Genomic DNA, 5,305 nt, shown 5'->3' with positions numbered 1-5,305 from the left:
ATATGGCGCAGCGGACGGGACTCGAACCCGCGACCCCCGGCGTGACAGGCCGGTATTCTAACCGACTGAACTACCGCTGCGTATCGCTTGACCAGTTGAGCAAAACACCTCAACCGTCTTTAAACATCTGATCGATCAGCCTTGGCTGTTCAATCTCAAGCCCGACAAGTCAGACCTGGAAAATATGGCGCAGCGGACGGGACTCGAACCCGCGACCCCCGGCGTGACAGGCCGGTATTCTAACCGACTGAACTACCGCTGCGCGTCGGTGCAACTTCTAACGTTGCGTCTTACCCGAAGGTAAAACTCTCAAGAAGTGGTGGGTGATGACGGGATCGAACCGCCGACCCTCTGCTTGTAAGGCAGATGCTCTCCCAGCTGAGCTAATCACCCTTTGCTTCGTTGAGGCCGCGAAATTTACGCAGATAGCGGACCTAAGTCAATAGCCTGCTTGAAGTTTTTCTGAAAAAGACAAAATTGCTTCAAGACTGCACTACTCGCTGTAGATCATCTTCTTGCTCATGCCGCCGTCCACCACGAACTCTTGCCCGGTAACAAACCCGGCCTGGCGCGACAGCAGCCACGCCACCATTGCCGCAACGTCCTCGACCGTCCCCACCCTGCCCGCCGGATGCTGGGCATGATCGGCATCCGTCAACGGCTCGGCACGCCGCGCCGCAGGATCACGGGCGTCGATCCAGCCGGGGCTGACCGCGTTCACCCGCACTTCCGGCCCCAGGCTCATGGCCAAGGCATGAGTCAGGGCCAACAAGCCGCCCTTGCTCGCCGCGTAAGCCTCGGTATCGGGTTCCGATTGACGAGCCCGAGTCGACGCCAGGTTGACGATGGCCCCGCCGTGAGCGCGCAGGTATGGCGCGCAGTGCTTGGCCAGCAACATCGGCCCGCTGAGGTTCACCGCCAGCACGCGATTCCAGTAAGCCAGGTCGAGGCTTTCCAGGGTGATATTGCGCGGGTCAGCCACCGCCGCGTTACACACCAACGCGTCCAGGCGGCCGAATTGCCCGAGCACTTCAGCAACGCCCTGGGCGACCTGCTTCTCGTCGGCTACGTCCATGGTGATAAACCAAGCGTTCTCGCCCAGCACCTTGGACACCTTGGAGCCGCGCTCGCGGTCCAGGTCGGTCAACACCACTTGCCAGCCTTCACTGATCAGCCACGCGGCGATCCCTAGACCAATGCCCCGCGCAGCACCTGTGACGAGCGCGACGCGGCCGTTAGTGGCCGCTGCTGCCTCCATGGACCACTCGATCACAAGGCAGCCAGCCCGCGGGCCAGATCTGCCTGCAAGTCGGCCACGTCTTCCAGGCCCACCGCGATGCGAATCAGGCTGTCACGAATACCGGCCGCTTCACGCTCCTGTGGCGCCAGGCGTCCGTGAGAGGTGGTGCTCGGGTGGGTAATCGTGGTTTTGCTGTCGCCCAGGTTGGCCGTGATGGAGATCAGGCGCGTTGCATCGATAAAGCGCCAGGCGCCCTCTTTGCCGCCCTTCACCTCAAAGCTCACCACGGCACCGAAACCACGCTGCTGGCGCTGGGCCAATTCGTGCTGCGGATGGCTCTTCAGGCCGGCGTAGTGCACTTTCTCGATACCGTCCTGCTGCTCCAGCCACTCGGCCAGGGCCTGGGCGTTGGCGCAATGGGCCTTCATGCGCAGGCTGAGGGTTTCCAGGCCCTTGAGGAAGATCCAGGCGTTGAACGGGCTCAACGTCGGCCCGGCAGTGCGCAAGAAGCCCACTATTTCCTTCATCTGCTCACCGCGACCGGCAACCACACCGCCCATGCAACGGCCTTGACCATCAATGAACTTGGTGGCCGAGTGCACAACGATATCGGCACCCAGCTTCAGCGGCTGCTGCAACGCCGGCGTACAGAAGCAATTGTCGACGACCAGCATCGCGCCCTTGGCGTGAGCCACTTCGGACAGCGCGGCGATATCTACCAGCTCGGCCAGTGGGTTGGATGGCGACTCGACGAACAGCAATTTGGTGTTGGCCTTGATCGCCGCGTCCCAGCCGGACAGATCCGCCAGAGGCACGTAGTCCACTTCGATACCGAAGCGCTTGAAGTACTTCTCGAACAGGCTGATGGTCGAACCAAACACGCTACGGGACACCAGCACATGGTCGCCAGCGCTGCACAGACTCATCACCACCGCCAGGATCGCCGCCATGCCCGTGGCCGTGGCCACAGCCTGCTCAGCGCCTTCCAGGGCCGCGATGCGCTCTTCGAACGCGCGCACGGTTGGATTGGTGTAGCGCGAATACACGTTGCCCGGCACTTCACCAGCAAAGCGCGCAGCGGCGTCGGCCGCGGTACGGAACACGTAGCTGGAAGTGAAGAACATCGGATCACCGTGCTCACCTTCCGGAGTGCGGTGCTGGCCGGCACGCACAGCCAGGGTATCGAAAGCTACGCCATCGAGGTCGCTGTCCAACCGACCGGCATCCCATTCCTGACTCATGCTGCCACTCCTTACTCAATTCTTTATTTAAGATACAAAACCGGCCCCTCAGGGCCGGTGTCTACTCAGTTGTTATACAGATCGATGATCGCGCTGACCGCCTGGGTCTTGATCTTCGACGAGTCATTACGCGCCTGCTCGATCTTGTTCAGGTAGGCCTCGTCGACGTCACCGGTCACGTACTTGCCGTCGAACACGGCGCAGTCGAACTCAGCGATCTTGATCTTGCCACCGCCGACCGCTTCGATCAGGTCCGGCAGGTCCTGATAGATCAGCCAGTCGGCGCCGATCAGGTCGGCCACGTCCTGGGTGGTGCGGTTGTGGGCGATCAGTTCGTGGGCGCTCGGCATGTCGATACCGTACACGTTCGGGTAACGCACGGCTGGCGCCGCGGAACAGAAGTACACGTTCTTCGCACCAGCTTCGCGGGCCATCTGGATGATCTGCTTGCAGGTGGTGCCACGCACGATGGAGTCATCCACCAGCATCACGTTCTTGCCGCGGAACTCAAGCTCGATGGCGTTGAGCTTCTGGCGCACCGACTTCTTGCGGGCAGCCTGGCCCGGCATGATGAAGGTACGGCCGATGTAGCGGTTCTTCACGAAGCCTTCGCGGAACTTGACGCCCAGGTGGTTGGCCAGTTCCAGCGCAGCGGTACGGCTGGTGTCCGGGATCGGGATCACCACGTCGATGTCGTGCTCAGGACGCTCGCGCAGGATCTTGTCGGCCAGCTTCTCGCCCATGCGCAGACGCGCCTTGTAGACCGAAACGCCGTCGATGATCGAATCCGGACGCGCCAGGTAGACGTGTTCGAAGATGCACGGGGTGAGTTTCGGCGCCACGGCGCATTGACGGGTGTGCAGCTTGCCGTCTTCGGTGATGTACACCGCTTCGCCCGGCGCGAGGTCTCGGATCAGGGTGAAGCCCAGCACGTCCAGGGACACGCTTTCGGACGCGATCATGTACTCGACACCTTCGTCGGTATGACGCTGGCCGAACACAATCGGACGGATGCCGTGCGGGTCACGGAAGCCGACGATGCCATAGCCGGTGATCATCGCAACCACGGCATAACCACCGACACAGCGGTTGTGCACGTCGATCACGGCGGCGAAGACATCTTCTTCGGTCGGCTGCAGCTTGCCACGCTGGGCCAGCTCGTGGGCGAACACGTTAAGCAGCACTTCCGAGTCGGAACTGGTGTTGACGTGGCGCAGGTCAGATTCGTAAATCTCCTTGGCCAGTTGCTCAACGTTGGTCAGGTTACCGTTGTGCGCCAGGGTGATGCCGTAAGGCGAGTTGACGTAAAACGGCTGAGCTTCGGCCGAAGTCGAGCTACCAGCAGTCGGGTAACGCACATGACCAATGCCCATGTGCCCGACCAGACGCTGCATGTGACGCTGATGGAACACGTCACGTACGAGCCCATTGTCCTTGCGCAGGAATAACCGGCCGTCGTGGCTGGTCACAATACCGGCAGCATCCTGGCCGCGGTGCTGGAGGACGGTTAGCGCGTCATACAGCGCCTGATTGACGTTCGACTTACCGACGATACCGACGATGCCACACATGCGACGCAACCCCTACTTAATGAATCTTGACTGAACACTGCTTACTGAGGCGTTTTGGCCGGCAAGAGGTGTTCCTTGAACGGAAGATCAGCGGGTACGCTGATTCCGCTGGCCAGCCACTGACTGCTCCACCCCAATATGAGGTTCTTGGACCAATCTGCAACCAATAGAAATTTTGGCACGAGTACCGACTCCTGCCACCATGAATCCTGCTGTACCGGCCCCAGGCTCAACAGCCCGACCGCCACGACCACCAGCAACGCGCCACGCGCGGCGCCGAAGGCCATGCCGAGAAATCGATCGGTCCCGGAGAGGCCGGTGACACGTATCAATTCGCCAATAAGATAATTGACCATTGCCCCCACCAGCAGCGTGGCGATGAACATGATGGCGCAGCCCGCGATGACGCGAGCCGAAGGTGTCTCTATGTATCCGGCCAGGTAGACAGACAGTGATCCACCGAACATCCAGGCTACGACTCCTGCGATGATCCACGTCAGCAACGACAGTGCTTCTTTAACGAAGCCGCGGCTTAGACTGATCAAAGCGGAGATGGCGACGATTGCAACAATCGCCCAATCAACCCAGGTAAATGGCACGTTCGAGCCTACGGACAGATAAGGCGGCGCATTTTAGCAGAGCGCCGGGCTATCGGTAAGCGGTGATTGCGGCTGCTTTGCAAATCAATAGTTTGTGGTGAGCCAACCCGATTTCAACCCCACCACATTTGATTGCATTCCAGGCTGAAGCCCTGCGAACTCAGCCGCGCTCAGGCTGGAACCGGGTAACGAACCCCTTCAGGTTCTGCTGACGATCCAGCAAGTCCCGCAGGCGATCCGCCTCGGCACGCTCGATCAACGGCCCGATAAATACGCGGTTCTTGCCATCGGCACTGCGGATATAGGCGTTATAGCCCTGGGCACGCAGCTTCTTCTGCAAGGCATCGGCACCCTCGCGATTGCCCAGGCTGGCCACCTGGATCGACCAACTGATCGGCAGGCCATTCGGGTCGATGCGGCTCTGACCCACGTCCGGCTTGCCCGCGCCGCGGGTTGCGGCGCCACCGGCTTGGGCGCAGGCACCGGCGCGGCAGGCTTGGCGGCCACGACAGGCGCCCGGGCGCGGGGCTTGACCACAGGCACGCTCGGCTGCACAGGCGTGGACAGCGCTGCAATCTCTTCATCCACAGGCACAGGCTCTTCCTCGGGCAAGGCCTGAGGCTCAGGCACCACCACCGGTTCAACCCTGTACCT

At 61.2% G+C, this 5,305-nt stretch carries 4 protein-coding genes, 3 tRNA genes and 1 pseudogene; all 8 read right to left on the bottom strand.

The window, feature by feature from the left end:
- Positions 1 to 3: 3 nt before the first annotated feature.
- A tRNA-Asp gene (locus IQK56_RS29840) sits at positions 4 to 80 on the bottom strand.
- A 105-nt stretch (positions 81 to 185) separates the two neighbouring features.
- A tRNA-Asp gene (locus IQK56_RS29835) sits at positions 186 to 262 on the bottom strand.
- A 55-nt stretch (positions 263 to 317) separates the two neighbouring features.
- Positions 318 to 393: transfer RNA gene (locus IQK56_RS29830), tRNA-Val, on the bottom strand.
- 100 nt (positions 394 to 493) lie between these two features.
- Entirely contained in the window at positions 494 to 1,258 is a 765-nt protein-coding gene (locus IQK56_RS29825) for an SDR family oxidoreductase (protein ID WP_122307587.1), read from the bottom strand.
- Positions 1,259 to 1,269: 11 nt separating this feature from the next.
- Complete coding sequence (locus IQK56_RS29820) at positions 1,270 to 2,481, bottom strand: O-succinylhomoserine sulfhydrylase (RefSeq protein WP_122307586.1); 1,212 nt, start codon at positions 2,479 to 2,481, stop codon at positions 1,270 to 1,272.
- 65 nt (positions 2,482 to 2,546) lie between these two features.
- Positions 2,547 to 4,052 carry an amidophosphoribosyltransferase gene (gene purF, locus IQK56_RS29815; RefSeq protein WP_099583999.1) on the bottom strand — a complete coding sequence of 502 codons (1,506 nt, stop codon included), beginning with the start codon at positions 4,050 to 4,052 and terminating at the stop codon, positions 2,547 to 2,549.
- A 41-nt stretch (positions 4,053 to 4,093) separates the two neighbouring features.
- A complete protein-coding gene (locus IQK56_RS29810) occupies positions 4,094 to 4,651 on the bottom strand; it encodes a CvpA family protein (RefSeq protein ID WP_003192538.1) in 558 nt (185 codons plus the stop codon).
- Between the two features lie 160 nt (positions 4,652 to 4,811).
- Positions 4,812 to 5,305: pseudogene (locus IQK56_RS29805) on the bottom strand (SPOR domain-containing protein); the annotation flags it as partial.

The organism is Pseudomonas cyclaminis (genome assembly GCF_015163715.1).
Lineage (GTDB): Bacteria > Pseudomonadota > Gammaproteobacteria > Pseudomonadales > Pseudomonadaceae > Aquipseudomonas > Aquipseudomonas cyclaminis.
The sequence above is the reverse complement of the archived record's forward strand: the minus strand, read 5'-3'. Positions and strand labels throughout refer to the sequence as shown.

Excerpts from the sequence above, each read along its gene's own strand:
- IQK56_RS29825 (WP_122307587.1), bottom strand. The coding sequence starts at position 1,258 with ATGGAGGCAGCAGCGGCCACTAACGGCCGCGTCGCGCTCGTCACAGGT.
- IQK56_RS29820 (WP_122307586.1), bottom strand. The coding sequence starts at position 2,481 with ATGAGTCAGGAATGGGATGCCGGTCGGTTGGACAGCGACCTCGATGGC.
- purF (WP_099583999.1), bottom strand. The coding sequence starts at position 4,052 with ATGTGTGGCATCGTCGGTATCGTCGGTAAGTCGAACGTCAATCAGGCG.